The organism is Methylovorus glucosotrophus (assembly GCF_009858335.1).
Lineage (GTDB): Bacteria > Pseudomonadota > Gammaproteobacteria > Burkholderiales > Methylophilaceae > Methylovorus > Methylovorus glucosotrophus.
Map to the genome: position 1 here is coordinate 1,639,592 of NZ_VMSE01000001.1, position 25,889 is coordinate 1,665,480.

At 55.5% G+C, this 25,889-nt stretch carries 22 protein-coding genes; 18 read left to right on the plus strand and 4 right to left on the minus strand.

The features are described 5' to 3' along the window. The first annotated feature begins 5 nt into the window (after window positions 1–5). On the plus strand, window positions 6–1,130 hold the full coding sequence (gene earP / locus FNL37_RS07670) for an elongation factor P maturation arginine rhamnosyltransferase EarP (protein ID WP_159355712.1): 1,125 nt from the start codon (window positions 6–8) through the stop codon (window positions 1,128–1,130). A gap of 59 nt (window positions 1,131–1,189) precedes the next feature. Further along, the gene (efp, locus tag FNL37_RS07675; protein WP_013442094.1) at window positions 1,190–1,747 is read left to right on the plus strand and encodes an elongation factor P; all 558 of its coding nucleotides are present in this window, start codon (window positions 1,190–1,192) and stop codon (window positions 1,745–1,747) included. Between the two features lie 91 nt (window positions 1,748–1,838). Here the strand turns inward: efp and FNL37_RS07680 are convergent, their stop codons facing one another. Together FNL37_RS07680 and FNL37_RS07685 are read right to left on the minus strand one after the other, a co-directional pair. Then, the gene (locus FNL37_RS07680; RefSeq protein WP_159355713.1) at window positions 1,839–2,699 is read right to left on the minus strand and encodes a TIGR03915 family putative DNA repair protein; all 861 of its coding nucleotides are present in this window, start codon (window positions 2,697–2,699) and stop codon (window positions 1,839–1,841) included. A 5-nt stretch (window positions 2,700–2,704) separates the two neighbouring features. After that, entirely contained in the window at window positions 2,705–3,940 is a 1,236-nt protein-coding gene (locus FNL37_RS07685) for a putative DNA modification/repair radical SAM protein (RefSeq protein ID WP_159355714.1), read from the minus strand. Between the two features lie 218 nt (window positions 3,941–4,158). Between FNL37_RS07685 and FNL37_RS07690 the strand changes: the two genes are divergently transcribed. Both FNL37_RS07690 and FNL37_RS07695 read left to right on the plus strand, forming a co-directional pair. Then, window positions 4,159–6,774 (plus strand): chemotaxis protein CheW, encoded by a 2,616-nt coding sequence (locus FNL37_RS07690; RefSeq protein WP_159355715.1) that lies wholly within the window; start codon window positions 4,159–4,161, stop codon window positions 6,772–6,774. Between the two features lie 72 nt (window positions 6,775–6,846). After that, the gene (locus FNL37_RS07695; RefSeq protein ID WP_159355716.1) at window positions 6,847–8,250 is read left to right on the plus strand and encodes a phage tail sheath family protein; all 1,404 of its coding nucleotides are present in this window, start codon (window positions 6,847–6,849) and stop codon (window positions 8,248–8,250) included. Between the two features lie 7 nt (window positions 8,251–8,257). Here FNL37_RS07695 and smpB read toward each other — a convergent pair whose 3' ends face one another. Then, window positions 8,258–8,716, minus strand: a complete 459-nt coding sequence (gene smpB / locus FNL37_RS07700; protein ID WP_013442089.1) for an SsrA-binding protein SmpB — start codon at window positions 8,714–8,716, stop codon at window positions 8,258–8,260. 116 nt (window positions 8,717–8,832) lie between these two features. Between smpB and FNL37_RS07705 the strand changes: the two genes are divergently transcribed. Both FNL37_RS07705 and FNL37_RS07710 read left to right on the plus strand, forming a co-directional pair. After that, window positions 8,833–9,264 carry a type II toxin-antitoxin system RatA family toxin gene (locus FNL37_RS07705; RefSeq protein ID WP_013442088.1) on the plus strand — a complete coding sequence of 144 codons (432 nt, stop codon included), beginning with the start codon at window positions 8,833–8,835 and terminating at the stop codon, window positions 9,262–9,264. An 8-nt stretch (window positions 9,265–9,272) separates the two neighbouring features. Then, on the plus strand, window positions 9,273–9,578 hold the full coding sequence (locus FNL37_RS07710) for an RnfH family protein (RefSeq protein ID WP_159355717.1): 306 nt from the start codon (window positions 9,273–9,275) through the stop codon (window positions 9,576–9,578). A 73-nt stretch (window positions 9,579–9,651) separates the two neighbouring features. Here FNL37_RS07710 and FNL37_RS07715 read toward each other — a convergent pair whose 3' ends face one another. Beyond that, window positions 9,652–10,128: a DUF4124 domain-containing protein gene (locus FNL37_RS07715; protein ID WP_013442086.1), complete on the minus strand. Its 477-nt coding sequence runs from the start codon at window positions 10,126–10,128 to the stop codon at window positions 9,652–9,654. Window positions 10,129–10,349: 221 nt separating this feature from the next. Here FNL37_RS07715 and guaB point away from each other — a divergent pair, with 221 nt between their 5' ends. From guaB to FNL37_RS07775, 12 genes are all read left to right on the plus strand, one after another. Next, window positions 10,350–11,810: an IMP dehydrogenase gene (guaB, locus tag FNL37_RS07720; RefSeq protein WP_015829966.1), complete on the plus strand. Its 1,461-nt coding sequence runs from the start codon at window positions 10,350–10,352 to the stop codon at window positions 11,808–11,810. A gap of 86 nt (window positions 11,811–11,896) precedes the next feature. Beyond that, window positions 11,897–13,504 carry a glutamine-hydrolyzing GMP synthase gene (gene guaA, locus FNL37_RS07725; RefSeq protein ID WP_159355718.1) on the plus strand — a complete coding sequence of 536 codons (1,608 nt, stop codon included), beginning with the start codon at window positions 11,897–11,899 and terminating at the stop codon, window positions 13,502–13,504. 253 nt (window positions 13,505–13,757) lie between these two features. Beyond that, window positions 13,758–14,270, plus strand: coding sequence for a sigma-70 family RNA polymerase sigma factor (locus FNL37_RS07730; protein ID WP_211371950.1), 513 nt, complete (start codon window positions 13,758–13,760; stop codon window positions 14,268–14,270). Window positions 14,271–14,278: 8 nt separating this feature from the next. After that, window positions 14,279–15,340, plus strand: coding sequence for a FecR domain-containing protein (locus FNL37_RS07735; RefSeq protein WP_159355719.1), 1,062 nt, complete (start codon window positions 14,279–14,281; stop codon window positions 15,338–15,340). Between the two features lie 106 nt (window positions 15,341–15,446). Then, window positions 15,447–17,927 (plus strand): TonB-dependent receptor, encoded by a 2,481-nt coding sequence (locus tag FNL37_RS07740; RefSeq protein ID WP_244948227.1) that lies wholly within the window; start codon window positions 15,447–15,449, stop codon window positions 17,925–17,927. Between the two features lie 208 nt (window positions 17,928–18,135). Then, the gene (locus tag FNL37_RS07745) at window positions 18,136–18,633 is read left to right on the plus strand and encodes a GreA/GreB family elongation factor (RefSeq protein ID WP_159355720.1); all 498 of its coding nucleotides are present in this window, start codon (window positions 18,136–18,138) and stop codon (window positions 18,631–18,633) included. 12 nt (window positions 18,634–18,645) lie between these two features. Then, the gene (locus FNL37_RS07750; protein WP_159355721.1) at window positions 18,646–19,248 is read left to right on the plus strand and encodes a nitroreductase family protein; all 603 of its coding nucleotides are present in this window, start codon (window positions 18,646–18,648) and stop codon (window positions 19,246–19,248) included. 126 nt (window positions 19,249–19,374) lie between these two features. Then, a complete protein-coding gene (locus FNL37_RS07755) occupies window positions 19,375–20,970 on the plus strand; it encodes an ABC-F family ATPase (protein WP_013442081.1) in 1,596 nt (531 codons plus the stop codon). A gap of 185 nt (window positions 20,971–21,155) precedes the next feature. Continuing rightward, a complete protein-coding gene (locus FNL37_RS07760; protein WP_159355722.1) occupies window positions 21,156–22,613 on the plus strand; it encodes a TolC family protein in 1,458 nt (485 codons plus the stop codon). Between the two features lie 36 nt (window positions 22,614–22,649). After that, a complete protein-coding gene (locus FNL37_RS07765; RefSeq protein ID WP_159355723.1) occupies window positions 22,650–23,885 on the plus strand; it encodes an efflux RND transporter periplasmic adaptor subunit in 1,236 nt (411 codons plus the stop codon). Window positions 23,886–23,887: 2 nt separating this feature from the next. Continuing rightward, window positions 23,888–24,607 (plus strand): ABC transporter ATP-binding protein, encoded by a 720-nt coding sequence (locus tag FNL37_RS07770; protein ID WP_159355724.1) that lies wholly within the window; start codon window positions 23,888–23,890, stop codon window positions 24,605–24,607. Further along, window positions 24,600–25,820 (plus strand): ABC transporter permease, encoded by a 1,221-nt coding sequence (locus FNL37_RS07775; protein ID WP_159355725.1) that lies wholly within the window; start codon window positions 24,600–24,602, stop codon window positions 25,818–25,820. The genes FNL37_RS07770 and FNL37_RS07775 overlap by 8 nt, the downstream gene beginning before the upstream one ends. Window positions 25,821–25,889: the final 69 nt, after the last annotated feature.

Below are 25,889 nucleotides of genomic sequence, written 5' to 3' on the forward strand. Positions count from 1 at the left end.
CACGCATGACAGACAAGCGACAACGCTGGGATATCTTCTGCCGCATCGTCGATAACTACGGCGACATCGGCGTTTGCTGGCGGCTGGCACGCCAACTGGCCCATGAATATGCGCTGGATGTCAGGCTGTGGGTTGATGCTTTGCCGGTGGCACAACGTCTGCTGCCCGCGCTGGATACGCAGCTGGCCGAGCAAGTGCTGGATGGCGTTACCATCGCGCACTGGTCGCCAGACTTCCAGTTTGACCGGATAGCCGACGTGGTGATTGAAGCCTTTGCCTGCGAGTTGCCCGACCCCTACATCAACGCCATGGCGGCGCAGCCGCCGGTGTGGATCAACCTGGAATATCTCAGCGCCGAAGCCTGGGTGGAAGAGTTCCACCTGCAACCCTCCCCTCACCCCCGACTTGCGCTCAAGAAGACGTTTTTCTTCCCTGGCTTTACGGAAAACACCGGTGGGCTATTGCGCGAGCGCCACTTAATGAAAGAGAGAGATGCCGCGCAAGCTGGGTCTTCTGCCACGTTCAGCGTCATGGCAAGCCCTGCCGATGCCTTGCGGGTTTCCCTGTTTGCCTATCCGCAAGCCAACATTGCGGGCTTGTTCACCGCCATGGCGAGTGGCGACAGACCGGTGGTGTGCCTGATACCGGAAAGTAGCCTGCTGGCGCCTGTCAGCCAGTTTTTCGACACAGAAACACTCCAGCCTGGCGATCATTACTCGCAAGGTTCACTAAGTGTCCATATCCTGCCGTTTCTCAGGCAGGCGGAGTATGACCAGCTCTTGTGGTCGTGCGACCTCAACTTTGTGCGCGGTGAAGACAGCTGGATCCGCGCCATCTGGGCAGGACGGCCCTTCGTCTGGCAACCTTATATCCAGAGCGAAGATACGCATCTGGTTAAACTCGAAGCATTTTTGCAACGTTACCTTCCGCCTTTGGGAACAGCTGCGGCGGATGTCTGGGCCACGTTTCATCGGCAATGGGCACAAGAGCAACTGGCAGCCGATAGCTGGTCCCGGCTGGCGCATGCCTTGCCCGCCATTCAGCAGCATGCCAGCCAGCAATCGCAAGCCCTTGCTGCACAAGACGATCTGGCGGCCAAGCTGGTGATTTTTGTGAGAAATTTTCAATAATCTAGGGTATAATTCGCGGCTTTTTACACTTCACCCTTTTTAAGGTCGCAGGACAACACATGAAAACAGCTCAGGAACTTCGCGTAGGCAACGTATTTATGGTGGGTAACGATCCCATGGTCGTACTCAAAGCCGAATACAGCAAATCGGGCCGCAACTCTTCCGTGGTCAAGATGAAATTCAAGAATCTGCTCACCGAATCCCCGAGCGAAGCGGTTTACAAAGCCGATGACAAGTTTGATGTTGTCGTGCTGGAAAAGAAGGAAGTGAGCTACTCCTACTTTGCTGACCCGATGTACGTGTTCATGGATACCGAATACAACCAGTACGAAATCGAAGCCGAAACCATGGCCGATGCCCTGAACTTCCTGGAAGACGGCATGCAATGTGAAGTGGTGTTCTACAACGGCAAGCCTATCTCGGTTGAACTGCCAAACTCCGTTGTTCGCGAAATCACCTACACCGAGCCAGCGGTCAAGGGCGACACCTCCGGCAAGGTCATGAAGCCAGCCCGTATCTCCACCGGTTTTGAACTGCCAGTGCCTTTGTTCTGTGACATCGGCGACAAGATCGAAATCGACACCCGTACGCTGGAATACAAGAACCGCGTCAAGTAAGCAATACACAGCATTTCATGGTGGCATGCACCATGCAAAAAAGGGAGCTCAGGCTCCCTTTTTTATTGTCCGAATACATCCCTTAACCCCGTCAATCAGGCTTGCGTTTGTAGCCGACAATTTTCCGCCTTGGCGCTTCAGGCGGTCTTTCCAGCATGGCCTGGGTACGTGCCCCCGCCTCCGCAATCAGCTCTTCAATCAGCTCGGCTTCGGGCAGGTTGTGCCAGTATTTCTTGGGCATTTCCTTTTGCATGGCCTTGAGCTTGAGCCGCGCCGGATTGAAAATATGCCGGTAGTAACTCAGCCATAGCGCCTCACTAGCATCCTCTTCGGGCAAGGCCTCCGGCATGCCGCCGGGCAAAAACTGCAAGGCTTTGCCATCCCAATGCATGCCCATGCGCGGGCTCATGATGGTCCAATCCATGCTGGTGAATCGGCCAATAAAGAAAGGCGCGATCGCCGCAATAATGTGATGTTCGGGCTCAAACCAGGCCAGGTAACGTGTCCGCACTTCCACAACGGTTTCGCGAAAGCGGACAAAGGCTTTCATCTTGTGCTTGTCGCGCCCCACCGCTTTTGCCATGGCATGCAGGCGGGCAACATCGGCATCCCCCGTCAGGCGCATCAACCCGCGCTCACGCTGGCAACGCCAGAGCACCCGGTAAAGCAAGCCGAACCGCTCAGTCGCAGCATGCAAAATAACCATGCGCGCAAGCTCAATAAACTGCTTGGACACCATCAACCGCTGGCCGTCTTTGGCGGGTGGCGCCTGCGTGTCAGGTACTGACTTGACGGAGGCCATGGCAAATATATCCCCTTGGACGATGGACTCCTCGGTCGGCCGCACACACCAGTGCACATCGTGCGGGGCCACGCCTGCCAGAATCAGACGGCGTGCCGCATCGCGCCAGCCATCCATATCGGTTTCATGCTGTAGATAAACCGTTTCCATTTCAACTACAGGAATAATCCCAGTTGCTGCGGCATGGCTGGTGTTTCTTTCAGCTGGGCAGGCAGGCTGGCTGCATCCAGCGTGGCGCCGGGGTGATGGTCAGGCACTTGAATGAACGGCAGCATGCGGTTGACCGGCGCCCGCATGCGCACCAGATCATCCAGCCGTACAGCCCTGACACGGCGTGCAGCCAGAATGCGTTGCACATTACGCACACCCAGGCCGGGCACCCGCAACAAGGTAGCTTTAGGAGCACGGTTGATATCAACCGGGAACATGGCGCGATTCTGCAAGGCCCAGGCGGTCTTCGGGTCCATGTCCAGAGCCAGCATGCCTTGCTCACCGGTAATGATTTCATGCGATTCAAATCCGTAAAACCGCATCAGCCAATCGGCCTGATACAGTCTGTGCTCGCGCACCAGCGGCGGTGATTGCAAGGGAAGCACCGGGCTAGCATCGGGGATAGGGCTGAAAGCCGAGTAATACACGCGCCGCAGGCGATACTGGCCATAAAGATCGGCGCTGGTATTCAGGATAGTCCTGTCATCCGTGGCATCTGCACCGACGATCATCTGGGTGCTTTGGCCTCCAGGTGAAAAGCGCGGCGGGCGCTTGCCCGTCAGGGTTTTATCTTTGCTCGCATCAATGCGCTCGCGCAATTTGCCCATGGAAACACGAATCGCCACGCCATCTTTTTCTGGTGCCAGGGTCGACAGGCTTGCCGCCGTCGGCAGTTCAATGTTGATGCTGAGCCGGTCGGCATACCGCCCGGCGCGCGCCAGCAATTCCGGGCTGGCATCGGGGATGGTTTTCAGATGAATGTAACCCCGAAAATCATGCTCTTCACGCAGTATGCGTGCCACTTCCACCACTTGCTCCATGGTGTAATCCGGGCTCTGGATTATGCCGGAGCTGAGGAACAGACCTTCGATATAGTTTCGGCGATAAAACGACAGGGTGAGCTGCACCACCTCATCAATACTGAAGCGGGCCCGAGGCACATTGCTGGTCACCCGATTAACGCAATACACGCAGTCATACAGGCAAAAATTGGTGAGCAGAATTTTCAATAGCGAAATACACCGACCATCCGGCGCATAGCTATGACAAATGCCCATGCCCGTAGTGGAGCCTATGCCTTTGCCATCGCGCGAGTTGCGCTGCTCGGTGCCGCTGGAGGCACACGAGGCATCGTATTTGGCGGCATCCGCCAGTATCTCCAACTTCTGTTTTAGCTGCATGAAGTTATTGTACGTTCGTTCAACTCACTTTCCTAGCAAGTGGCTAATTGCATCGTATTGAGCTTAGGCAACAGCTGAGCTTCGCTTGTGTAAATAACGAAAAATCCCGCTGCCAGATTCAGGCAATTATGACAATAGTTCGTGTGTCAACCTCAACGGGCACAAGTTTTGCTATATCTTTACTACGCGCCGTACCCAAACAAGAAAGTGAGTCTCTTATGCCTACCGATCAAATCCCCAGCAGCCACTGTCACATGATAGACAGCATGGTCAGTCTTAACCGTTATCGGGATGGCTTGCAGCAACTGCAGAATGTATGGGACAACCTTTCCCTGCTGAGCCAGCTTTCGGGTACCGGGACCGACATGACAGAAACCCGCCAGGCCTTCAGCCAGGTGACCAATGATGTGCTGAATAGTCTGGCCGAGGAAACGCTGGACAAGACCGTTACCTCGCTCACCTCCAAAGCCCAGGTAACCGTGGACATTGTGGTGCGTAACCTGTTTGAGCGCACCGCAGACATCGGTTTCCTGGCGACTGACGATGACATCCGTGCATTTCTGGACAAACATTTCAGTGGCTCCGCCTACCCCTCGGATTTGGATGCCCTGCGCCATCGCTTTCGCGAATACGTCAAAAAATACTCGGTTTACTCCAACATCATCCTGCTCGATACCGATGGCAATGTGCTGGTACAGCTGGATGAGAAAAACCCCGTGACACAGAGCCAGGACGCCTTGATTGCCGAGGCGCTGGAGACCACGGAAGCCTATGTGGAAGTGTTCCGCAAAACCGATCTGCTGCCTGAGCAGAACACCAGCCTGATCTATGCGTATCGCGTGACCACCACCAACCAGCGCGTGGCTGGCGTGCTATGCCTGTGCTTCCGTTTTGAAAACGAAATGGAAGGCGTGTTCGGCGACCTGATCACGCACCAGGATTGGGCCGTGGGCTTGTTGCTGGATCAAAAAGGGTGCGTCGTCGCCAGCAGCGACAAATATCAGATCCCGATTGGTGCCCCGCTTGAAGTGGCCGCCGACAAGGACTATCTGCTGACCCGCTTTGCCGGGCGTGAATACATCGCCGTTACCTGCAAAACCAAGGGCTATCAGGGCTATATGGGACCAGGCTGGATTGGTCACGCCATGATTCCGCTGGAGCATGCGTTTGATGGCGATATTGCGACCTCTGTCGCCGGCATTGATAAAAAGCTGCTCGCCAAGGTGATGCGCAGCCCCCTGCTATTCTCGCAAACGCTGCTGGGCATTCCCAAGCAGGCATCCACCATCCAGAACCGCCTCAATCAGTCGGTCTGGAACGGCAATATCTGGCAGAAACGCGAATCTGGCCAGACCGCGCATCAATCCAGCTTTTCCAAGACCTTGTTGTGGGAAATCAGCAATACCGGCTTCAAGACGCAACATGTCATTGAGACTACCGTGTCTGACCTCTATCAGACGGTGGTATCGGTCATGCTGGAAAACTCGCGTTTCTTTGCGTCGCTCGCCGTCGATATCATGGATCGCAACCTGTATGAGCGCGCCAACGACTGTCGCTGGTGGGCATTGACGACGACCTTCCGTCAATTGCTCAGCCACAGCAACCGCTCCCGCAGCGATGTCGCCGCGATTGAAAAAGTGCTGTCGTACATCAATGGCTTGTACACGGTGTATGCCAATCTGGTGGTCTTCGACCGTCAGGGCGAGATCATCGCCGTTTCCAATCCGGCCTACAACGATTGTGTAGGCACATTCATCGAAGCCGAATGGATGTCGCGCCTGAGAGGGCTGCGCAGCTCGCAGGATTACGTGGTGTCGCGCTTTGAGGCCACCCCGCTGTACAAAAACAAGCCAACCTACATTTACGCCGCCGCCATTCGTTCAGAAGACGACGTTGGCATCGTCGGCGGTATCGGCATTGTGTTTGACAGCGCCCCGCAATTCTCCGCCATGCTGACAGATGCCTTGCCGCGCGATACAGCCGGCGAGCCTATCCCAGGCAGTTTCACGCTTTATGTAGACGGCGATTTGCAGGTCATCTCCTCCACCCTTCCTGCATTCAGCGTGGGCAGCACATTTACCATCCAGCCTGCCCTGTGCAAGCTGGCACCGGGCGAAGCGGCGTTCGATATCGTGCTGCATGAAGGCCGCTATTACGCTGTCGGCGCCCGTGCATCCTCAGGCTATCGCGAGTTCAAGGGACCGAATGACCCCTACCAGAATCCGGTGACGGCGCTGATCTTCATCCCCCTGGGCAATGCGGCGGATATCGATGCCATGATCACCTCCGACAATACCTATCAGCACACGCAATTCAAGCCTACCTCCAGCAGCACACCGGTCGCGGGCGCAGAAGAGTACGCCACTTTCTATGTCGGCAACGAATGGATGGCCTTGCCTGCCGGTCAGGTACTTGAGGCGGTGCAACCTGAAAACATCAAGCAGCTGCCAGAAAGCGCCCATATCCTTGAGGGTATGATGCAGCATAGAGGTGGCGTGATTCCGGTGCTGAATCTGGCCAAGCTGATCAATACCGAGTGCCACACAGCGCCGGAAAATCGCCAGGTGATTGTGATTGAAGCAACGGAGGAATCCCCGCGCTTTGGTATTCTGGTCAGCGCACTGGGCGAGATTCCATCGATTGTGCCTTCGAATATTGAGCTTATCGCGACCATCTTCTCCATCGGCAACACTCCAGCCGAGGGCGTCACCCGGGTTAAATCCGATAGTGGCAAAGACAACCTGCTCATTGTGTTATCCACGCAAAGTCTCTGGAAGAAAATATACAACTACCAGCAGGCGCTGGAAAACAATGTCGTGCAGATAGCGGCTTGATCGCCATCGGAGCACATAGCAAGACACCGCGCACAAGCGAGTATGATGGCGGCTTGAAATCCGCGCGAGATCATGAGCATGCCTAAGGAATACATCACGCCTGGCGTGTATGTGCAAGAAACATCCTCAACTCCGCCCGCCATTGAAGCCATGGCGAGCGGAGTACCGGTATTCATCGGCTATACCGAGCTCGCCGGCACCTCGCAGGAGCCGCTCACTCTCGTCCCTCGCCGTATCAGTCATCAATGGGAATTCATCCAGCTATTCGGCAGTGCGTATCCCGAAAGCGGCTTTGCAGTCTCCATCAAGGCCGACGGCACAGCCGCAGCGCAGGTGCAATCGACCAGCCCGCATGTGCTGCATGACAGCCTGGAACTGTTTTTTGCCAATGGCGGGCAGGATTGCTGGGTAATCTCCGTCGGCAGATTCAAAACAGCCAATGAGACACTGCAATTAGCGGAGTTGCAGGCAGGCCTGGATATCGCGGCCACCATGCAGGGCGTAGACCTCATCGTCATCCCCGAAATGCAGGCACTCAGCCTGGATGACTATCGCACCCTGGCCGATGCTGCCTTGTCCCATGCCGCCACCTGCCATGATCGCTTTGTGATTCTCGATATGCTGTTCAAACCCGCTCCGGGCAATACCTCCAGCCTGGCGCAGCATTTTCATGAGGGCCTGGAAATATACCGGGAACAGGGCATAGGTCAGCAGCATCTGAGCTGGGGAGCGGTGTATGCGCCTCATCTTTTGGTCAACCTGCCGCGCAGGCTGGATGAGCCCAATATCCAGGTCACTCTGGCCGATGGCAGCGAGCTGTCGCTGTCCAATCTGTTTGCGCATCATCGGGCTTTGTATACCGCCGTCATTGCCGCCATTCATGCCCAGCCGCGGGTACTGCCACCGTCCGGTGCCATCGCCGGATGCTATGCCGCCCAGGATCGCAACCGCGGCATCTGGAAGGCTCCCGCCAACATGACACTGTCGCTGGTCAACGCTCCTGCCGTGGAGCTGCCGGTGGCGGATTACGAAACCATGAATGTGGATGTGATGCGCGGCAAGTCCATCAACCCCATCCGGCTTTTCACGCACAAGGGCACGCTGGTATGGGGTGCACGCACGCTGGCGGGTAACGACAATGAATGGCGTTATGTACCTACCAGACGCTTGTGTACCTGGATAGAAACCTGCATCCGCCGCAGCTCCGGCTGGCTGACATTTGAAGAAAACACGCCCGCTACCTGCCAAACACTGCAATCAAGCGTCGAGACGTTTCTGATGATGTTATGGCGTAACAGTGTGTTTACAGGGGAAAAGCCCGAGCAGGCTTTTTTTGTGCGGGTGGGTCAAGGGCTGACCATGACCCTGCAAGATGTGGCAGATGGGCGGGTGCGGCTGGAGATCGGGGTTGCCACTCAACGTCCAGCCGAGTTTGTTCATATGCAGCTCAGCTTCATGCTGGGAGCGCAGGCCTGAGAGGCCATCAAGCCTGCGATTTGACGTGACGTTTCATCAGCGAATTCTGCTCCATCTTCCAGTCGCGTTCTTTCTCGGTCTGACGCTTGTCATATTGCTTTTTGCCCTTGGCCAGCCCGATCTGCAGCTTGATGCGCCCCCGGGTGAAATGCAAATCAAGCGGCACCAGCGTATAGCCAGCGCGTTCCACCTTGCCGATCAGCTTGGCAATTTCTTCCGAATGTAGCAGCAGCTTGCGGGTACGAATGGCATCTGGCCGAACGTGCGTTGAGGCAGAACCCAATGGCGTGACATGGCAGCCAATCAGGTAAATCTCCCCGCGCTGGATGATGACGTAAGCTTCTTTCAGCTGGATACGGTTATCCCGTATGGCTTTGACTTCCCAGCCTTCCAGCACAATGCCCGCTTCGTATTTTTCCTCGATGAAATAATCGTGAAATGCTTTTTTGTTCTGTGCAATGCTCATGTCTATCCGTTCCGGTGATGCATATCCACATGACCATGCCGCCATGGTCAAAGTTTATGGTGCCGCACCGGGAATATGGCTTAAAATTGCCATTTTACTCCAGTTGCAAAGCTCCGATGGCTCAGGTTGAAAAAACAGTATTGGTCCCGCACTCCTGCGAGCGCATGTATGCGCTGGTGGATGCCGTCGAAAACTATCCCGCCTTCTTGCCCTGGTGTGGTGGCACCGAAGTCATCCAGCGCGACGAGGAATCCACTACCGCCACGCTGCGCATTGATTATCACGGCATCAAGCAGCACTTCACCACCCAGAATATCAAGACCTACCCCACCATCATGGAAATACGGCTGAAGGATGGCCCTTTCCGCCATCTGGAGGGGGTATGGCGCTTTATTCCGCTGGCAGAAGAAGCATGCAAGATTGAGTTCCGGCTAAGCTATGAATTTTCGAATGGCTTGCTGGAAAAGCTGATTTCGCCGGTATTCAGCCACATTGCCAACACCTTCGTCGATGCCTTTGTTGTGCGCGCCGACGAGGTTTACCGGTAAACGCCACCATGGATTCCAGCCCGCAAATACTGGTTGAAGTCGCCTATGCCGAGCCTGATAGGCAACGCATTATCCCCCTCATGGTGGAGAGCGGCGCAACAGCAGAACATGCTATCCGGCATTCCGGCATTTTGACGGAGTTCCCGCAGATTGATCTCGGCGTTAACAAGATTGGGATTTTCGGCAAGCATGCCAGTTTGCAAACCCCCTTGCGGGCAAGGGACAGAGTCGAGATTTACCGTCCGCTGATTGCCGACCCCAAAGACATACGCAGGAAGCGCGTCGCAGAAGGTCGGGATCTGAAAAAACGCTAACAAAAAAGCGGTGGCAATATCGCCACCGCTTGTTCTGGTCAGCCAGCCAGGCTGGCCTTATTGTATCTTGGGCCTACTTGCAGTATTTATCCACCTGCTTCTGGGCCTCTTCGAGGCCTTTGTCAATCGCGCTGTCATCCAGATACTCGCGCTCGCCATCGGCATTCATCTTGTAAATGCGCCCGCCCTGCTGATAGTTGGCGAGATTGCCACGCGCTGTGGCGCAGTTATCCTGCTTCTGTTTCTCTGCAGCCTGCTTTTGCTGATCCTGCTTTTTGGATCTTTCCGCATCATCGCGGCGACGCTGGGCATCAATCTCCTTCGACAGCTTGGGGTCCTTGATCGATGCCCCTTCCTCAGGTGCGGCCTTGGCCGGTGCTGGCGCAGGAGCGGCGATCTTGCCACCGCCTATGGTTTCATAGGGCAGGTTTTTCGGAGGGATATCCGAGTACCGCGTGGTGCCATTGGTATCTTTCCATTTATACACATCCGCCATCGCCATCATCGGCAACAGTAATAAAGCAACAAGCAGCAAACGCGAATGCATCATGAAAATTCCTTGGCTAAGATAAGGCCTAGCGTAAAACCAGTGGCGCCTGCCGTCAATGCGTACCTGACCAAGGGTGCTGGCCCATGTGGCGCATAGCGCCATGCAAGCCGGATCAGCACTGCACCAACCGTAAAGTGACACCTGATATACGGCAACGCATGATGGTCGTTTACCGAAATACGGCAAATCGGTATAATTAGCTTTTGTCGGAAAGAAATTATATGCGTCTGTTGCAACAAGCGCTTACCTTCGATGACGTATTACTGGTACCGGCACACTCCAATGTGCTGCCACGCGAAGTAAGCCTCGCCACCCAGCTCACCCGCTCTATTCGCCTCAATATCCCCCTTGTGTCTGCAGCCATGGACACCGTGACGGAAGCCCCACTGGCGATTGCTCTCGCCCAGGAAGGCGGCATGGGCATTATTCACAAAAACATGAACATTCAGACGCAAGCTGCCCATGTGGCTCGCGTTAAGCGTTTTGAATCCGGCGTGGTCAACGATCCCGTCACCATTCAGCCGCACATGACCGTACGTGATGTTCTGGCACTTACCCGCCAGCACAAGATTTCCGGCCTGCCCGTCGTTGATGGCACCAAGGTGGTCGGCATAGTCACCAACCGTGACTTGCGCTTTGAAACCAATCTTGACCAGCCTATCGTCAATATCATGACCCCACGCGAGCGTCTGGTCACCGTACCAGAAGGCGCCCCACGTGAAGCCGTCATGGCGCTCCTGCACAAGCACCGCCTGGAGCGCGTGCTGGTCGTGAACGATGCCTTTGACCTCAAGGGCCTGATTACGGTCAAAGATATTCAGAAATCGACGGATCACCCCCTGGCCTGTAAAGATGCCCATGGTCGCTTGCGTGTAGGCGCTGCAGTCGGCGTAGGCGAAGGCACCGAAGAACGCGTCGCCGCGCTGGTAGAAGCCGGCGTTGACGCCATCGTGGTCGACACCGCCCACGGTCACTCTCAGGGCGTGCTGGATCGCGTCAAATGGGTCAAACAGAACTTCCCGCAAGTCCAGGTGATCGGCGGCAATATCGCCACCGCTTCGGCTGCACTTGCACTGGTGGATGCTGGCGCTGATGGCGTCAAGGTCGGTATCGGCCCAGGCTCCATCTGCACCACCCGTATCGTGGCCGGTGTAGGCGTTCCGCAAATCAGCGCCGTATCCAACGTTGAAGAAGCCTTGCGCGGCACTGGCGTTCCGTTTATTGCCGATGGTGGCATCCGCTACTCCGGCGACATTTCCAAGGCCATCGCCGCCGGTGCTTATTCCGTGATGCTGGGCGGCATGTTTGCCGGTACAGAAGAAGCCCCAGGCGAAATCGAACTGTTCCAGGGCCGTTCGTACAAGTCCTACCGTGGCATGGGTTCAGTTGGCGCGATGCAAAAAGGCTCCAGCGACCGCTACTTCCAGGACAACGAAGGCAATGCCGACAAGCTGGTACCGGAAGGCATTGAAGGCCGCGTCCCCTACAAAGGCAGCGTGATTGCCGTCATTCACCAGCTGATGGGTGGCCTGCGCGCTTCCATGGGCTATGTGGGCTGCAAGAGCATAGACGAAATGCGTGAAAAAGCCGAGTTTGTGCAGATTACCTCGGCCGGCATGCGCGAATCGCATGTACACGATGTGCAGATCACCAAAGAAGCTCCAAACTATCATATCGACTAACATCAACCTGCATTGATGCATGGGCAAACCGCTTTGATACTGATTAAAGCCGTTTGCCCTTCATCATTTTAATGGCACTCAATACCATGGCTCACCAGAAAATCCTTATCCTTGACTTTGGCTCCCAGGTCACCCAGCTGATTGCACGTCGCGTGCGTGAAGCGCATGTTTATTGCGAGATTCATCCATGTGATGTCTCCGATGATTTCGTGCGCGACTTTGGCGCCAACGGCATCATTCTCTCCGGCAGCCATGCCAGCGTGTACGAAGAAGAAACCGACCGCGCACCGCAGGCGGTGTTTGAGCTGGGCGTGCCCGTGCTCGGCATCTGCTACGGCATGCAAACCATGGCCCAGCAGCTTGGCGGCAAGGTAGAAGCAGGCACCAAGCGCGAATTCGGCTTTGCCGAAGTCCGTGCACGTGGCCACTCTGCCCTGTTCAATGCGATTCAGGATCGCACCAACAGCGAAGGCCATGGCCTGCTGGAGGTATGGATGAGCCACGGCGACAAGGTCACCGAGCTGCCGCCCGGCTTCAAGGTCATTGCCAGCAACGACACCACGCCGATTGCCGCCATGGCTGATGAAGAGCGCAAATTCTACGCAGTGCAGTTCCACCCCGAGGTCACGCATACCCGCCAGGGCCAGGCCATGCTGAACCGCTTTGTGCTGGATATCTGCCAGACCCGCGCTGACTGGATCATGGGTGACTACATCAGCGAAGCCGTCGAGCGCATTCGCCAGCAAGTAGGCGATGAAGAAGTCATTCTGGGTCTGTCCGGTGGTGTCGACTCCAGCGTGGCCGCCGCGCTGATCCACCGTGCCATCGGCGACCAGCTGACCTGTGTGTTTGTTGATCACGGTCTGTTGCGCCTCAACGAAGGCAAGATGGTCATGGAAATGTTTGCCGGCCAACTGCACGCGCGTGTGATTCATGTGGATGCCACCGCGCAATTCATGGGTCAGCTCGCTGGCGTGAGTGACCCGGAAGCCAAGCGCAAGATCATCGGCCGTGAGTTCGTCGAGGTTTTCAAGGCTGAAGCCGCCAAGCTCAAGGCAGGTACAGGTGGGCACAAGGGTGCCACCTTCCTCGCCCAAGGCACGATTTACCCGGATGTGATTGAATCCGGCGGCGCCAAATCCAAAAAAGCCGTCACCATCAAGAGCCACCATAATGTAGGCGGCCTGCCTGAGCAATTGGGCCTGAAACTGCTGGAACCCCTGCGCGACCTGTTCAAAGATGAAGTTCGTCAGCTGGGCGTGGCCCTCGGCTTGCCACCTGACATGGTGTATCGCCACCCCTTCCCAGGCCCCGGCCTTGGCGTGCGTATTCTGGGCGAAGTAAAACAGGAGTTTGCTGACCTGCTACGTCAGGCAGATGCGATTTTCATCGAAGAACTGCGCAGCACCATAGACGAGGTCAGCGGCAAAAGCTGGTACGACCTCACCAGCCAGGCCTTTACCGTCTTCCTGCCAGTCAAATCCGTCGGCGTCATGGGCGACGGCCGCACCTACGACTACGTCGTCTCCCTGCGCGCCGTCATCACCAGCGACTTCATGACCGCGCACTGGGCCGAACTCCCCTACAGCCTGCTCGGCCGCGTCTCCAACCGCATTATCAACGAAGTCCGTGGCATCAACCGCGTCGTCTACGACATCTCCGGCAAACCACCGGCAACCATTGAGTGGGAGTGATCCTGAGCCAGCATTAAAACACCTAAAACCCGCGTAACAGCGGGTTTTTTCTTTTTCGTCCTTCAGTTTCCAGCAAATATTCGCATCTCCAAGCACTCCATTCTTATGGCATGGTAGATGATACGATTCGAACGAAAGCCCTGACAGGTAGATCTCCCATCGGGAAAGACCCACATAACTATTGCGCATAAATTGCTTGCCGCAATATAATAATGATTCTCAATTGCAACATGAATCCATCCAGGAACTCATCGTGTCGAAGCCGGACCTTACCCTGCATCAAGAAGTCCATGCTTTATACATAGACCACTATGGCTGGCTGCAAGGCTGGATACGCCGTAAATTGGGCAATGCGTTTGATGCCAATGACATGGCGCAGGATGTATTCATGCGTTTGCTATTGCGCAAGCAACCCGTTCAGGCTCATCAGCCTCGCGCTTTTCTATCCACCATTGCCCACGGTTTTGTGGTCGAGCACTGGCGGCGACGGGAACTGGAGCTGGCATGGCAGGAAACGCTGGCAAGTTGGCCAGCCCCCGAGGCACCCCCGCCTGAAAGTCGCCTGATATTCCTGGAAACGCTCATTGAGATTGATCGCACGCTTGATGCTCTCAAGCCCATGGTACGCAATGCTTTTCTGATGGCGCAGCTAGATGGCTTAACCTGCCCGCAGATTGCTGAACGAATCGGAGTCTCTCTGGCAACCGTAGAGCGCTACATAGCTAAAGCCTTACGGCATTGCTATACCTTGCGTTTTGAGCCATGAGCACCGCAATGCATTCCACATCTGCCGCCCATGCCCAACCCCAGGATGACAATCCCGACATTCCATCATCAACCGCTCTGCCAGACGACATTATTGATGCCGCCATCACATGGTCGATCAAACTCGACTATAACGAAGCCAACGAAGGCATAAAACGCAGATTTGAAGATTGGCTGCGGGCAAACCCCATGCATGCTGTTGCCTGGGAACGCATTCATTCACTACGCCATAGCTTTTCGGACACAAGCGCACCTTCTGCCCTGGTGATTTCCGCCATGGAACATGCCGATCAGCAACGTCACCAGAGCTTGCTGAAGCGGCGCAAAACAATACAACTGCTGTCGCTGGCAACCCTTGCCATCGGCACGGGCTGGCTAATGCGAGCCCAATTGCCCTGGCAACGCCTTACCGCTGACGCCAGCACCGGCATAGGAGAACAACGCACATTGCAGCTTGCCGATGGCACCGAGCTGATACTGAATACCGACACGGCCATTCGCACAGACCTGTCGGGAGAAAACCGCATTATCCTGTTGCTCCGTGGCGAAATCATGGTGAAGACCGGCACAGATATGCACCATGCAGCAAAGCGGCCTTTTTTGGTATATACGTCGTTTGGCAAAATGCAGGCACTGGGAACACGCTTCACGGTCAGGCTGGCAACAGAAGGTGCGCTCATTAGCGTGCAGGAACATGCCGTAGCGCTATATCCAGCGCAAAGCAAGGCATCCTATGTCGTAAAAGCAAATGAAAGTCGCTGGTTACGGGAAAGCGGCACGGAGCCCGCCAACTTGCAAGGCATGGATGCCGGCAGCTGGGTCCAAGGTGTCATCTCTGGCAATAACATTCGGCTTGCTGACTTACTGGCAGAGCTCGCCCGTTATCGCATGGGGAAAATCAGTTGCGCGCCAGAGATTGCCGATTTGCGAGTGTCGGGGCTGTTCCATATCAAGGACACGGACAAAACGCTGCAGTTTCTTGCCCATAGCCAGCCTATACGTCTCAGTTACCGCACCCGCCTGTGGATATCCGTCGGACCTGCAAAAACGTATAGCGACGCCCTGTTATAGGGTCTCGCAAAATCCTCATAAAAAATTTCAAATATTTTGAGGGGATTTTCCATCTCAATCGGCCTACTTGGTAGAAGCATTTAACCTACCTCATGGAAAGACCGATATGACACTTGATCATTACCATCTACCAAAGAACGCACACGCTCTGCGATCAAAGCCTTCCCGCAGCACACTCAGCCTTGCTGTTCAGGGCGCCCTGTTCAGTATCGCGATAGGCATGACCACGCTGCCACAGATCGCAGGGGCAGCCGAAGAGTCTGGCAAGCAATTGCCGCAGAATTCGAGTGAATTCAACATCGCGCCAGGTCCACTGGATGCAGCCCTGATTCAGTTTGCCACGGCAGCAGACATCAATCTGTCCTACGATGCAGCAGCGCTGGACAAGCTGAATACAAAAGGACTGAAAGGTCGTTATACCGCGGCGACTGGCCTCGCCGTATTGTTGCAAGGCAGCGGGCTGGAAGCGACGCCCAAAACAGGAGGAGGCTATGTCTTACAGAAGGCTGCTGTCAGTCAAAGCAAGCCTGATGAGACCGTACTGCCGGAAGTCAAGGTAACAGCATCCTCGGACACCTCCTCCAGCACGCTGTCCAAGGACTATGCAGGTGGCCAAGTTGCGCGCGGAGGACGGATGGGCTTGCTAGGCAATAAAGACATGCAGGATACCCCTTTCAGCGGAACCCAATACACCGCCAAGCTGATTGAAGACCAGCAGGCAAGGAGCATAGGCGACATCCTCATCAATGACCCTTCCATACGCAATACATATTCACGCAGCTCAGGACGCGATGAATTCAACATCCGCGGCTTTACCCTGTTTAACTACGATGTGATGTTCAATGGCCTCTATGGGGTGTCCCCACGCAACACCAGCTCCCTTATCGGGATTGAGCGCGTTGAAGTCTTGAGAGGCCCCAATGCCTTGCTGAATGGCATGGCGCCGGCAGGCTCGGTTGGCGGGTCTATCAATCTGGTCCCCAAGCGCGCAGGTGCCACCCCACTCAACCGCCTGACGCTCTCTTACATGGGAGATAGCGTATTGGGAGCCCACGTGGACATAGCCCGCCGCTTCGGTGCAGAACAACAGCTGGGCATACGACTGAATGCCGTCACCAGCTCCGGCGAAACAGCCGTCAACAACGTCAGAGACAATCTGGATGCCATTGCGATCGGCATGGATTTTCAGGGGGAGAGACTTCGCCTGGAGGGCGACTTTAACTACCAGCACAGCGTTACACGTGGCCGAGGTGGACTACTGTTCCCCCCAGAAAGCGGTATCAAGATTGGTTCAGCCCCGGACGCAGACAAGAATTTCATCCCCAAATGGACATACTGGGCAAGCAATGAAATTTCAGGCGCTCTGCGGGCTGAGTTTGATCTGAACAAGGACTGGGTCGTCTACGGCGCCCTTGGCGGCAAAGAATACGATTTCAATAGCCTGCAAGCCAGCATGCTGCTGCAAAATCCTCAAGGCGGAATGCTCATAAGGCCTTACCGCCTGAACGAAGCCATCAGCGTGCTATCGGTCGAAACCGGCATCAAAGGCAAATTCACCACCGGCGCCCTTGAGCACGAGGTAGTTCTGAGCAACAACGCATTCTCCCAGGAGAACAAGCTGCTAAGATTGAATGGCAGCATCAGCACTTCCAGCATCTACTCTCCCGTCAGTTTTGCTGAACCAAGCCTTGCTCTAAGCGGCCACCTGCCCAAGGTAAGTGAGGCGAGGCTGCACAGCCTGGCTGTAGCAGATACCATTTCAATGATGGATCGCAAGGTTCAGCTCACCCTGGGTGCACGCCGCCAACAAGTTGAAACCTCGAACTTCAACGGTACGACAGGTGCCAGGACAGACCACTACGATAAATCCGATGTCACGCCTGCCGTCGCCCTCGTCATCAAGCCCGGAGATCAGCTGTCTTTTTATGGCAATTATATTGAAGCCCTGAGCCAAGGTGACACCGCACCAAATGGCACCAGCAATGCCGGACAAATGTTCGCGCCACAGGTATCCAAGCAACGCGAAGCTGGTCTGAAGTATGACTTCGGGCGTTTTGCCTCGACCCTGAGCGTATTTCAGATCGAGCGCCCTGCAGGCTTTATCAATCCAGCCACCAGCCGCTATAGCATGGATGGCGAGCAACGAAATCGTGGTATTGAGTTGATTACCCAAGGGGAAGCCACCGATCACGTCCGTGTACTGGGTGGTCTGGCATGGACGCAAGGCAAACTGACCAAAACAGAAGCGGGTACCAATGATGGCAACACGGCCCCCGCCGTGCCCAAGCTGCAACTCAACCTTGCCGGAGAATGGGACCCCTTGTTCTTGCAAGGGCTGACGCTAACAGCGCGCATGGTACATACCAGCCCGCAATATGTGGATGCCAGCAATACGCAACGCATCCCGACCTGGACACGTTATGACCTGGGAGCCCGCTATGCATTCATGGCGGGGAAAACGCCCATCACGGTCAGAGGCTCCATCGAAAACGTATTCGACAAAAATTACTGGTTATCTGCAGCACGCGAGGGACTGACTGTCGGTGCACCACGCACCCTCCTGCTGTCGGTCTCAGCGGATTTCTAGGGCCATTGCCGTGCTGATAACGGCCGCTAACAATGACATAGCGGCCGTTATCAACTTCTTTCAAACTCCCCCTCCCCCAACACGTTATTATCTTTACGGAATCACTTGTCGCATTATTTGGATAATGTCGCCTCAGATTCCCCGCCCAGCTTCAAAGCCCAAGCCCCTCTAGTTGAGTTATAATTCAAGGTTTTATGGGTCGTGCGCCATGAGCCGTGGATTTGTAAAAGAGGATGACCTCGAGCACGCTGGCACGGATTTGCCAGAACGTCCGCTCAGCCCACATCCCAATTACGTTACACCAACCGGCCTCAAGCAACTGAAACAACATGCAGATCAACTCGACAAAGAGCGCCTGCCGCTTGTCCCGCGCAAAGAGGATCCCATCGCCGAGCAACAGCTGGCGATGATAGATCGTGACCTGCGTTATCTGCATGCCCGGCTCGAATCCGCCATCCTGGTTGACCCGGCAAAACAGCCGACGGAGACCGTACTTTTTGGCGCCACCGTAGAAGTGGAGGATGAAGTCGGTGAAACCCATGTGTTTATGATCGTCGGTGAGGATGAAGCCGATATCGCCAGCAATCGCGTCAGCTGGGTGTCGCCCCTTGCTAATGCACTCATCGGGCAAAAGGTTGGAGACAGTGTCACATGGCACCGTCCGGCAGGTAACCTTGAGCTGGAAATTATTGCCATCCACTATTGAGGATTTTGTAACATGAACGTAAGCCAAGCCATTGAAACCCGTCGCTCGATCAAGGCATTCGACCCGGAACATACGATGAGCGAAGCCGAGATCGAACAGCTGATGTCGCTGGCACTGCTCTCCCCGACTGCATTCAATATTCAGAACTGGCGCTTTGTATTGGTGCAATCCCCCGAGCTGCGCAAGCGGGTGCGCGCAGCCAGTTGGGATCAGGCGCAGGTGACCGATGCTTCCTTGCTGGTCGTTCTGGTAGCGGATCTGCAATCCTGGAGCAAGCAGCCTGAGCGTTACTGGGCCAATGCGCCGGAAGCGGTGAGGAATTATCTGGTACCTGCCATCGGTCAATATTATGCTGGCAAGGAGCAGGTGCAACGTGATGAAGGCATGCGTTCATGCGGCATGGCTGCGATGACCCTGATGCTGGCAGCCAAGGAAATGGGCTACGACAGCTGTCCCATGGATGGCTTTGATTTTGATGCGGTGGCCAAACTGCTGAAACTGCCTGCCGACCATGTGCCTGCCATGTTTGTGGCGATTGGCAAGGGTATCAAGGAACCATGGCCACGTGGCGGTCAGCTGCCCATGAGCGAGGTAGTTATCCGCGACACGTTTTAAGTCGCTGCACACGCACTCGCAGCACGAACAATATAGAAATAAAATACATTAACAAAATTACTCAATTCATTGTTTATTAAATAAATAATTAATTAAAAAAGATTCAACTTTCTGGACGTATACGTAATGCTTATAGCAAACAATATCACCATGCAGTTTGGCGCCAAGCCGCTGTTTGAAAATGTCTCCGTCAAGTTTGGCGACGGTAACCGCTACGGTCTGATCGGAGCCAATGGCTGCGGAAAATCGACCTTTATGAAGATTCTGGCCGGCGTGCTGGAGCCCACCGCGGGCAATATCTCGCTGGATAGCAATGAGCGCATGGCCTTTCTGCGTCAGGACCAGTTTGCTTACGAGGATCAGCGCGTCATCGATGTGGTGATGATGGGCCATGAGCAGATGTGGAAGGCGAATGTAGAAAAGAACGAAATCTACATGAACCCGGAAGCCACCGAAGAAGACTACATGCGTGCGGCCGAACTGGAAGGTGTCTACGCCGAATATGACGGCTATACCGCCGAAGCACGCGCAGGCGAGCTGCTGCTCGGTGTGGGCATCCCCATCGAGCAGCACACCGGGCCGATGAGCGCAGTGGCTCCCGGCTGGAAACTGCGTGTGCTGCTGGTGCAGGCGCTGTTTGCTAATCCTGACATCCTGCTGCTGGATGAACCGACCAACAACCTGGATATCAACACCATCCGCTGGCTGGAAGATGTGCTGAACAATCGTGACTGCACCATGATCATCATTTCGCACGATCGACACTTCCTGAATCAGGTATGTACGCATACCGCCGACATGGATTACGCCAAGCTGACGGTTTACCCCGGCAACTATGACGACTACATGGAAGCCTCAGCCCAGGCCCGTGCACAGCAGGCCAAGGACAATGCTAAGGCCAAACAGCAGATCGCCGACCTGCAGGAATTCGTTCGCCGCTTCTCGGCCAACGCCTCCAAGGCCAAGCAGGCCACCAGCCGCGCCAAGCAGATCGACAAGATCAAGATTGAGGAATTCAAGCCATCCAGCCGTCAGTATCCTTTCATCCGTTTTGAATACGATGATCGCGAAAAACTGCACCGTAACGCTGTTGAGCTGAAAAAGCTCAGCCATGGCTTTGACCGCCCCCTGTTCAATGACATCGACCTGATTTTTGAAGCAGGCGAAAAAGTGGCGATCATTGGTGAAAACGGCATTGGTAAAACCACCTTGCTGCGCTGTCTGGCAGGCGATCTGCAACCCAACCATGGTGAAGTGAAATGGGCAGAGAAAGCCAAGCTCGGCTACTTTGCACAAGATCACGAATACGAGTTTGAAAAAGACCTCAACCTGTTCGACTGGATGTCCCAGTTCACCCAGGAAGGTGACGATGACAACTCGGTACGCAGCATGCTGGGCCGCCTGTTGTTCTCGGGGGAAGATACCAAGAAGTCAGTCAAGGTACTTTCCGGTGGTGAAAAAGGCCGCATGCTCTACGGCAAGCTGATGCTGGCCCGCACCAATGTCTTGTTGATGGATGAACCCACCAATCACATGGACATGGAATCCATCGAAGCGCTGAATACCGCGCTGGACAAGTACAAGGGCACACTGTTTTTCGTGAGCCATGACCGTGAATTTGTGAGTTCGCTGGCGACCCGTATCATCGAAATCAAGGCCGATGGCATCAGCGATTACACCGGCAATTACGAAGACTACCTGGCAAGCCAGGGCGTCGAATAAGCATTTAATCTCACTAAAAAACCAAGCTAAAACAGGCCATTGCATGGCAGCCTCCGCGCTGTTATTCAATGGCCTGTTAATTTTTGTAAAATGATTAGCAATTTTTGAACCGCTTACGCGTCTTTACGTCCATATCAGCGATAATTGTGTCCAATCACTATAAAGCGCTGAAAGTAACAGATCACATGTCGCCCCTTGCACGATCCGGTTTTACCGCCTCGCCATATGCTGCACTGCCAATCTGCCTAAGCCTGATCTCCCTCACAACCGCCCTGCCCGCACAGGCCGAGAGTTCCATCTGGTACAAAGATGGCAATCCGCTTAATGTGACCGTGCCTGCTGCGATCTCCAGTGGTTATGTAGGCAATACCGCATGCGCTGCCCCCAATCTGCAAAACGCACTCACCCTGGGCGAAGTGGCGGATGCGACACTGTGCAACAACCCGCAAACCCGTGAAGCCTGGGCCAACGCGCGCGTGCAGGCAGCGCAAGTAGGCATTGCCCGCTCGGCTTACCTGCCCAGCGTTACGGATACGGTAGGGACCAATATCAACGTAACCAGCCCGGAACTGGCCACGCGCAACAACGCTTACAGCAACCTGAGCAACAGCATTGTGGCGTCTTACCTGCTGTATGACTTTGGCAATCGCGATGCCACGCTGGAAAGCGCACGTCAGCTATTGCAGGCGGCCAGCGCCACCCAGGATGTCACCGTGCAGACGCTCCTGTTATCTGCCGTGCAGGCCTATTATCAGGTGCAAGCCAATATTGCCGCGCTGGATGCCAGCCGCGAAGCCGAGCGTGCCAGCGAAGAAAGCTTCAAGGCCGCGGATGCCCGCTACAAGGCCGGTGTTGCCACGCCAGCCGATAAGCTGCAGGCACAAACGGCGTATGCCCAGGCCACCCTCTCCCGCATTACCGCCGAGGGCAATCTGAAAACCGCTTACGGCACGCTGGCCAATGTCATGGGGATACAGGCCAATCAGCCCATTCGACTGGTCAACAATACCAACTACTCCACCCTGCAGCCGGTGAGTGATGATATTGACGCCCTGATCGAACAAGCCCGCAATCGCCGTCCCGACCTGATGGCGAGCGAGGCGCAGGTAAAAGCGGCGCAAGCCAGCATTGACGCGTCAAAAGCCGCCGCCAAGCCTACGGTTTCGATTGCCATGAGCAATAGCCAGCAAGATGGCAGCAGCCTCACTTCAGCCAACACCTCAACCTTGGGCCTCACGGTTTCCATTCCATTATTCAGCGGCTATGCGCCGACCTATCGCATACGCTCCGCCGAAGCCACGCGCGAAGTGCGGGCAGCGCAGCGCGATCGCATCCGTCTGCAAATCTCGCTGGATGTGTGGAACGCTTACCAGAATCTGCGCACCGCCAATGAATCGGTGATTGCCGCCCAAGTGCTGGTGCAAAGCGCCGAAGAGTCATCCCGCGTCGCCCTCGGTCGCTACAAGGCAGGTGTCGGCAACATCATCGACACCCTGAATGCCCAGAGCGCACTAGCATCAGCCAAGCAACAATTGATACAGGCCTATCTGAATGGCAATGTGGCACGGGCAACGCTGGCGCAAGCTGTTGGGGTGCTGGACAACGCCATGATCCAGACCCTGCCAGACCAGAACAATCCATAATCCATCTTATGCATGATTTATGCTGAAAGCACGCTCATGAGTACTTCCTTTAAAAAAATCGGACTTAGCCTGGTACTGCTCGCGGTAGCAGGTGGCGGCTATTATTTTTATGACAAAAGCCATCAACCCAAACCCGATGAGCTTTATCGCTTCAAGGAAGTAACCCAGGGCGATGTGGAACAGTCGGTCTCCGCCAACGGCACGCTGAATCCGGTGACGCTGGTGAACGTCGGTACGCAGGTATCAGGTCGTATCAGCAAGCTGTATGTGGATTTCAATGACAAGGTGGAAAAAGGCCAGGTATTGCTGGAGCTGGACGATGCGCTTTTCTCCGCCCAGATTGCGCAATCAGAGGGCAATGTTCGCAATGCCCAGGCATCGTTAGATCTCGCCAAGGCGAATGAAGCCCGCATACGCTCGCTGTTCCAGCAGGAGTATGTATCCCGCCAGGAACTCGATCAGGCCGTGCAGGCGCTGAAATCTGCCCAGGCTAACCTGTACACCATCCAGGCACAGTTGCGGCGTGACCAGACCAATTTGGGTTACTCCATCATCCGCTCCCCGGTCTCCGGCGTAGTGGTGGATCGCGCTGTTGACGTCGGCCAAACCGTGGCCGCCAGTCTGCAAACCCCGACGCTGATCACCATTGCGCAGGATCTGTCCAAGATGCAGATCAACACCAGCTTTGCCGAGGCGGACATCGGCAACATCAAGGAAGGTCAGGCCGCGAAGTTTGCCGTGGATGCTTTCCCTAACCGCAATTTTGAAGGCGTAGTCAAACAGCTGCGCCTCAACCCCACGACAACCTCCAACGTGGTCACCTACAACGTGGTCATTTCGGTCGATAACCCAGATCAAACACTACTGCCGGGCATGACCGCTTACGTGAATATCGGCGTCGCCAAGCACGACAATGTCATGCTGGTACCGAATGCGGCCCTGCGCTACAAGCCCAAACTTGATGATGACGATGTAGGCAACATGCCGCCGGATGGCGCAAGGTCGGATGGTGGCAAAGGCCCGGGCGAGCGCAAGCATCGCGGTGGACCGGACGGCAAAAAGCCACGCGGGGACATGGCCAAAGGCAAGGTATATGTGCTGAATGGGGACAAACCCGAGGCCGTCAATGTCCTGCTTGGCATCACCGATGGCAAAGTCACCGAAATCAGGAGCCGTCATCTGAAGCCGGGCGACAAGGTCATTGTGGGCGATCTGCAAGGGCAAAACATGCCGCAGCAAAATTCGCCCGGCCCCAAGATGCGGATGTTCTAGCCATGCCTGGCCATGTGATCGAGGTAAAAAACCTCTACAAGGATTACCAGACCGCCGCCGGAAAATTCCCGGTGCTGAAGGAGGTTAACCTGGAAATAGATGCAGGCGACTTTGTGGCTATCATGGGCCCGTCGGGCTCCGGCAAATCCACCTTCATGAATATCCTGGGCTGCCTGGATCAACCCAGCAGCGGCGAATACATGTTGAATGACCAGCCGGTGGCGCGCCTGCAGGGGGATCGTCTGGCAAAAGTGCGCAACCAGACCATAGGTTTTGTTTTCCAGGGCTTCAATCTGCTGGCACGTTCCAGCCTGCTGGACAATGTCGCCCTGCCCCTGGTCTACGCCGGAATAGACAAACCCGAGCGGCATGCCCGCGCCCGGGTGTTGCTTGAAAAAGTTGGCCTGGCGAATCATGTGAACTCGCACCCCAACCAGATTTCCGGTGGCCAGCAGCAACGCGTCGCCATCGCACGCGCCCTGATCAATCGCCCCAGCCTGATTTTGGCTGATGAACCCACCGGCAACCTCGACAGCAAGACCAGCGAAGAAATCATGGCCTTGTTTGGCGAGCTTAACCGCGAAGGCATTACCATCGTCCTGGTCACCCATGAGCCCGACATTGCCGAGCACGCCAGCCGTCAGGTGCGATTCCTGGACGGGAAGATTGTGGAAGACACCCGGACAGCGCCTATTGCCGTGACAGGAGCGCCTCATGTTTAGCGCCATGCTGGGAGAAGCCTGGCATGCCATGGGCGCCAATCGCCTGCGGACCTTTCTCACCATGCTGGGCATGGTGATCGGCGTGGGTGCAGTGGTACTTATGATGGCGATTGGCCAGGGGGCCGAACAAGCGGTCAAGAAATCCATCCAGTCCATGGGCAGCAATCTCTTTATCGTGCTGGCTGGCCCACCCAATATGGGCGGCGCCCGCTCCGCTACCGGCAATGCGCCCTCGCTCAACGTCAAGGATGCTGCCGCCATGGAGGATCTGGAAGGCGTGAGCAATGTGGCCCCGATCAACATGGGCAGCGCCCAGGTGATTTATGCCGGGAACAACTGGAACACCAGCATCATCGGCACGACGCCGAGCTATCTGGATGTGCGCTCATGGAATCTGAGCGACGGCTATGTATTTTCAGATTCCGATATCCGCTCGGCCACTCGTGTCGCGCTTATCGGCAAAACCGTGGTGCAGAATCTGTTTGGCGATGATGACCCGGTCGGCAAGACCATCCGCATCAAGGATAGCCCGTTTATCATTTTGGGCGTGCTGGATAACAAGGGACAAAGCCTGGATGGTCGTGATCAGGATGACACCATCATCATCCCGCTCACCACCTCGCAAAGACGGGTATTTGGCGCGCAATTCTCAGGCAGTGTGCGCCAGATTATCGTGCAGGCGGACTCGGATAAAGTCATGCCCATGGTAGAAGACAGCCTCAACAGTCTGCTGCGTCAACGTCATCGCATACGCGAAGGCATGGATAACGATTTTTCCGTGCGTAACCTCACTGCGCTCGCCAACTCGGCAGCGGAAACAACCAAAACCATGTCTCTGCTGCTGGGCGCCATTGCCTCGGTATCCCTTCTCGTGGGCGGCATTGGCATTATGAACATCATGCTCGTATCCGTCACCGAACGCACTCGTGAAATCGGCATCCGCATGGCGATAGGCGCACGTGAGCGGGATATTTTGATGCAGTTTCTGCTGGAAGCCATTGTGATTTCTATTGTCGGCTGCCTGATTGGCATCGGCATTGGCGTGGGAGGTGCACTCCTCGTCAGCCACATTACCCAGGCTCCGATTGTTGTCTCCAGCCAGTCAATTCTCACCGCGTTTATCGTCGCCGCCACCGTGGGCGTCTTTTTCGGATTCTACCCTGCACGCAAAGCAGCGCAGCTGAACCCGATCGAAGCACTGCGCTTTCAATAACCCACGTTTTCACCGACGTTCGTCACATTTCGCCGGCCTTGCATGCAGACGCATGCAAGGCATCCCGAG

Excerpts from the sequence above, each read along its gene's own strand:
- earP (WP_159355712.1), top strand. The coding sequence starts at position 6 with ATGACAGACAAGCGACAACGCTGGGATATCTTCTGCCGCATCGTCGAT.
- efp (WP_013442094.1), top strand. The coding sequence starts at position 1,190 with ATGAAAACAGCTCAGGAACTTCGCGTAGGCAACGTATTTATGGTGGGT.
- FNL37_RS07680 (WP_159355713.1), bottom strand. The coding sequence starts at position 2,699 with ATGGAAACGGTTTATCTACAGCATGAAACCGATATGGATGGCTGGCGC.
- FNL37_RS07685 (WP_159355714.1), bottom strand. The coding sequence starts at position 3,940 with ATGCAGCTAAAACAGAAGTTGGAGATACTGGCGGATGCCGCCAAATAC.
- FNL37_RS07690 (WP_159355715.1), top strand. The coding sequence starts at position 4,159 with ATGCCTACCGATCAAATCCCCAGCAGCCACTGTCACATGATAGACAGC.
- FNL37_RS07695 (WP_159355716.1), top strand. The coding sequence starts at position 6,847 with ATGAGCATGCCTAAGGAATACATCACGCCTGGCGTGTATGTGCAAGAA.
- smpB (WP_013442089.1), bottom strand. The coding sequence starts at position 8,716 with ATGAGCATTGCACAGAACAAAAAAGCATTTCACGATTATTTCATCGAG.
- FNL37_RS07705 (WP_013442088.1), top strand. The coding sequence starts at position 8,833 with ATGGCTCAGGTTGAAAAAACAGTATTGGTCCCGCACTCCTGCGAGCGC.
- FNL37_RS07710 (WP_159355717.1), top strand. The coding sequence starts at position 9,273 with ATGGATTCCAGCCCGCAAATACTGGTTGAAGTCGCCTATGCCGAGCCT.
- FNL37_RS07715 (WP_013442086.1), bottom strand. The coding sequence starts at position 10,128 with ATGATGCATTCGCGTTTGCTGCTTGTTGCTTTATTACTGTTGCCGATG.
- guaB (WP_015829966.1), top strand. The coding sequence starts at position 10,350 with ATGCGTCTGTTGCAACAAGCGCTTACCTTCGATGACGTATTACTGGTA.
- guaA (WP_159355718.1), top strand. The coding sequence starts at position 11,897 with ATGGCTCACCAGAAAATCCTTATCCTTGACTTTGGCTCCCAGGTCACC.
- FNL37_RS07735 (WP_159355719.1), top strand. The coding sequence starts at position 14,279 with ATGCATTCCACATCTGCCGCCCATGCCCAACCCCAGGATGACAATCCC.
- FNL37_RS07740 (WP_244948227.1), top strand. The coding sequence starts at position 15,447 with ATGACACTTGATCATTACCATCTACCAAAGAACGCACACGCTCTGCGA.
- FNL37_RS07745 (WP_159355720.1), top strand. The coding sequence starts at position 18,136 with ATGAGCCGTGGATTTGTAAAAGAGGATGACCTCGAGCACGCTGGCACG.
- FNL37_RS07750 (WP_159355721.1), top strand. The coding sequence starts at position 18,646 with ATGAACGTAAGCCAAGCCATTGAAACCCGTCGCTCGATCAAGGCATTC.
- FNL37_RS07755 (WP_013442081.1), top strand. The coding sequence starts at position 19,375 with ATGCTTATAGCAAACAATATCACCATGCAGTTTGGCGCCAAGCCGCTG.
- FNL37_RS07760 (WP_159355722.1), top strand. The coding sequence starts at position 21,156 with ATGTCGCCCCTTGCACGATCCGGTTTTACCGCCTCGCCATATGCTGCA.
- FNL37_RS07765 (WP_159355723.1), top strand. The coding sequence starts at position 22,650 with ATGAGTACTTCCTTTAAAAAAATCGGACTTAGCCTGGTACTGCTCGCG.
- FNL37_RS07770 (WP_159355724.1), top strand. The coding sequence starts at position 23,888 with ATGCCTGGCCATGTGATCGAGGTAAAAAACCTCTACAAGGATTACCAG.
- FNL37_RS07775 (WP_159355725.1), top strand. The coding sequence starts at position 24,600 with ATGTTTAGCGCCATGCTGGGAGAAGCCTGGCATGCCATGGGCGCCAAT.